General features: G+C 43.4%; 4 protein-coding genes. All 4 read left to right on the forward strand.

Annotated features, from left to right (window positions below; genetic code table 11):
- Window positions 1–978, forward strand: a 978-nt coding sequence (locus WEIDD23_RS04855; RefSeq protein ID WP_242865431.1) for an FAD-dependent oxidoreductase, incomplete at its 5' end; no start/stop codon positions are given.
- A gap of 161 nt (window positions 979–1,139) precedes the next feature.
- Complete coding sequence (locus WEIDD23_RS04860; protein WP_010375174.1) at window positions 1,140–1,835, forward strand: hypothetical protein; 696 nt, start codon at window positions 1,140–1,142, stop codon at window positions 1,833–1,835.
- A 72-nt stretch (window positions 1,836–1,907) separates the two neighbouring features.
- Window positions 1,908–2,759: an alpha/beta hydrolase gene (locus tag WEIDD23_RS04865; protein WP_010375172.1), complete on the forward strand. Its 852-nt coding sequence runs from the start codon at window positions 1,908–1,910 to the stop codon at window positions 2,757–2,759.
- Between the two features lie 395 nt (window positions 2,760–3,154).
- A partial coding sequence (locus WEIDD23_RS04870) for an ABC transporter ATP-binding protein (RefSeq protein ID WP_062358808.1) occupies window positions 3,155–4,076 on the forward strand: 922 nt, incomplete at its 3' end.

Genomic DNA, 4,076 nt, shown 5'->3' on the forward strand with positions numbered 1-4,076 from the left:
AATGACGACACGTACACGGCTGATAATTTTGTGTTGGCAATGGGGCAACGCCCAGCTAAGTTGCCAGTTACGGGTACGGAATTAACGCATGACAGCAAGGATTTCTTAGATTTGCCAGAAATGCCTAAGTCAATGATTATGATTGGAGCTGGCTTTATCGGAATGGAGTTTGCGTCAATTGCGCAAGCTGCCGGTAGCGATGTTACGATTGTTGAATATGCTGACCGGGCATTGGCTAATTTTGATGCAGACTACACCAACCGAGTAGTTGAGTTGATGACAGCTAAAGGCATTAAGTTTGCTTTTAATAATGCAGTTGAACAGATTTCACAAGACGGTGATGTTTTCAGCGTGAAAACGGCACAAGGCAACACATTCCAAGCGGACATGGTCTTTGATACAACTGGCCGCGTATCCAATACCGACGATATGAATTTAGCGTCAATTGGTGTTGAGACCAATCGTGGCGGTGTCATTGTGAATGATCACATGCAAACCACGGTGGCGCATATTTACGCCAGTGGTGATGTCGTTGCGAAGACAACACCACGTTTGACGCCAACGGCCACATTTGAGTCATTGTATATTGCGGATGTTTTGTTAGGTCAGACAACCGCAGCGATTGCATATCCAGCAGTACCATCAGTGACGTTTACGTTGCCACGGATGGCGCAAATTGGGGTATCAACTGCTGAAGCGGCTGACTCGGATGAGTATAATGTCTATGATATTAACTTTGCGCAATTGGGGATGTTTGCCAGCCATCATGACACGGAAGCCAAAGTGAAGATTGTGTTGAATCAGCAAAAACAGTTGGTCGGGGCCGCGTTGATTGGGGATGCAGCGCCAGAACTTGTGAATACGTTGGTGCCAATTATCAACCATAAGTACACGAAGGCGGACTTGAATAAGACGATTTATGCCTTTCCTACGCCGTCAGCAATGTTACCAATGTTGTTGGCGAATTTCTTAGCCTAATAATCTACATAGAAAGCTCGGTGAGAACCGGGCTTTTTAATTTGAGAATAACTATTTTTTAACGAGCGGTTAAGTATATGTTATTAAGCGAATTAGTATACATAAGTATGATTAACGTGGCGCATAAATGTCGGTTAAAAAATGGAAGGAATGAAGTAGGGATGTTAGAAAAGATTATGGCAGTGTGTAAGTCAAAGTGGGTGTTGGGGTTATTGGTAGTTGGGGTGTCGGCTTCAGCTGCCGTAGCGGCTTCGGCTGCGGTTTCCGGTTGGAATGGTGCAACTAATATGAATACGGTTAATCAGGTGCTTGGCCAATTGGATGGTATGTTGACGAACCGTGAGAATCAGGTAAAGCAACTTAAAGCGGACTTGAAGGATGCGGATGCAACGATTGCGACGTTGACGCAACAACGTGACGCTGCGAATGCGAAGTTAGCGACGGCACAACAAGATTTGTCGGCAGCACAACAAGCCGTGACGGCATTAACGAGTCAATTGAATCAGGCTAAAACTGAAAATGATAGCTTACGTGGTCAATTGGATGAAAAGATAAAAGAAATTCAACAGAAAATTGCGGATGGTAACCGTCAAGTTGAATTGAAGCAACAAGAAGTTGATCGTTTAAGTGCGCAGGTTGGCAGTTTAAATGGGCAATTGGGTAATTTGCAGAACCAATTGACGAACGTCACGAATCAATATAATGATTTGCAACATGCATCACACGCGCAAATTAGTTCGCTATCATCAGAAGTTGACGATTTACGTAATCAATTACGGGCGGCTGAACAAGATGCGCAAAATACAGCGGATAATGCACAGAATATTTTGGCAAAGCACAACAATACGAACGTCTAAAATGGCCATTTTGGATGCAGTTCCTCGCAGTTTATGGGTTAAGTAGTAAACTGATGCTAAGGGGGATGCCAAATGAAAAAATGGATGAGTACAATCATTGCGTTAGTGGCGATAGTTGGCGTTGCATTTGGGCTACATCAGTCGCTGAAATTGAAGCGTGATACAGCAAAGTATACCTATTCTAATGTGCCAACACTCTTCATTCACGGGTATGGTGGCACTTTGAATTCGACGAAAGACTTGGTCCGTGCAGCGGAAAAAGCAGGTGCGGCAAAGAAAATGTTAACGGCGCGGGTTACGAAGGATGGTCAAGTGAAGTTGTCGGGCCATTGGGATAAGAATAAGTACAATCCAATGGTTCAAGTTGTTTTTTCGGACAATCGTAATGCAGATTTTCACACGGATGCGAAATGGATCAAACACGTCATTGTAGCCTTGCAACAGCGCTATGGAATTAAGTCGTTTAATGCGGTCGCCCATTCGATGGGGAATTTGGGGTTGCTGACGTATGAAATGACGTATGGTCAGGATAAATCATTACCGCAACTGCGCAAACAAGTGAACATTGCGGGTCATTTTGATGGTATTCTTGGTTTGAATAAAGAAGTTGCCAATAATACATTAGATGCGCAAGGCAAGCCAACGAAAATGGTGTCATATTATGAATGGTTATTGGCACATCGGGATAATTATCCTGATCAACAAGTGGCGGTTTTGAATATGTATGGTGATTTACATAATGGTAGCCACTCAGATGGACGTGTCACGACAACGTCAGCGAAGTCGTTGCGTTATCTGTTAGGAAATCGGCCAAAATCGTATCGTGAGAAAGAAATTGTTGGGCCAAATGCACAACATAGTAAATTACACGAGAATAACCAAGTTGTTAATCGGGAAATGATTAATTTCTTGTGGGGTAAATAGAAACGTTATTGCAACTAGTAAAACGTGTCTTTTATAGATAGAAAAACCGCTTAGAAAATTTTTCTAGGCGGTTTTTTGTGTGGCGGACAAATGAACTTTGTAAAGTGACTATTTACGAAATGCATACCGAATTAAAAAGTAATCACAATCAAGCCTAAATGTTGGACGACTAGTCTAATAAGTGTGGCAGGGATAGGACGATTTTGCCAAAGCTGATTAATAATTAAAAGATTTGTTTTTGTTAAAACGTTTAACGTCAATTAGGATATTGACGTAAATGATAACGGAAAGGTATGATATCGACATAAATACTAACGGAGAGTTACTTTTCGGCTTTTGGCAGGATGCACCAGAGCCATTACTAAGATTTTTTGTTGAGATATGGGGGAACAATCGTGAATGTGAGGTTTGAACATGTAACGCTGACATACAACAACGGCGTTGAAGTGCTACATGATATGGATTTTGAATTGCCGGATGGCGAATTGATTGCTTTGTTGGGGCCGAGTGGTGGCGGAAAATCAACAACTTTGAATTTGGTGTCGGGTCTACTGCGAGCAACAACAGGAAAAATCTTTTTCGGGGATGATGAGGTTACTGAAAAAGATGCTCTGCAACGTGGCGTGGGGATGGTTTTTCAGAATTATGCGTTATACCCGCACATGACCGTGTTGGAAAATATTGTCTTCCCAATGAAGATGGCAAAAGTGACGAAAGACGTTCGCAATGAACGCGCTCGCGCTTTGGCAAAATTAGTACGAGTGGATGATCAACTAAATAAGAAACCGGGTGCTTTATCTGGTGGTCAACAACAACGTGTCGCCATTGCCCGCGCTTTGGCAAAAAATCCGAGTGTGTTGCTGTTGGATGAACCGTTATCTAATTTAGATGCCCGTTTACGTGTTGAAATGCGTGAAGAAATTCGACGTATTCAACAAGCGACGGGGGTTACGACGATTTTTGTCACGCACGACCAAAGCGAAGCGATGCACGTGGCTGATAAAATCATGGTCTTGAATGATGGTGTTATTCAGCAATTTGATTCGCCACAATCGTTGTACCAGAATCCGCAGAATCAATTTGTGGCCCGCTTTATTGGGGAACCGGTGATTAATGAAGTACCAGCGACTGCCTTGCGTGAACATCTGGTGTTGCCAGCAACGGCAGTGACCGTTGGTATTCGGCCGGAAGCGATTAAGAGTCCGGTGATGGATGCGCCAGTGTTACCAGTAACCGCAGAACGAATTCAAGCGTTTGGCCGGGACCGGCAGGCAACGTTACGATTGGGCGATTATCGGTTAGTTACCACAGAAATTA

Source organism: Weissella sp. DD23, assembly GCF_001579105.1.
In the GTDB taxonomy this organism is placed as follows: Bacteria; Bacillota; Bacilli; order Lactobacillales; family Lactobacillaceae; genus Weissella; species Weissella cibaria.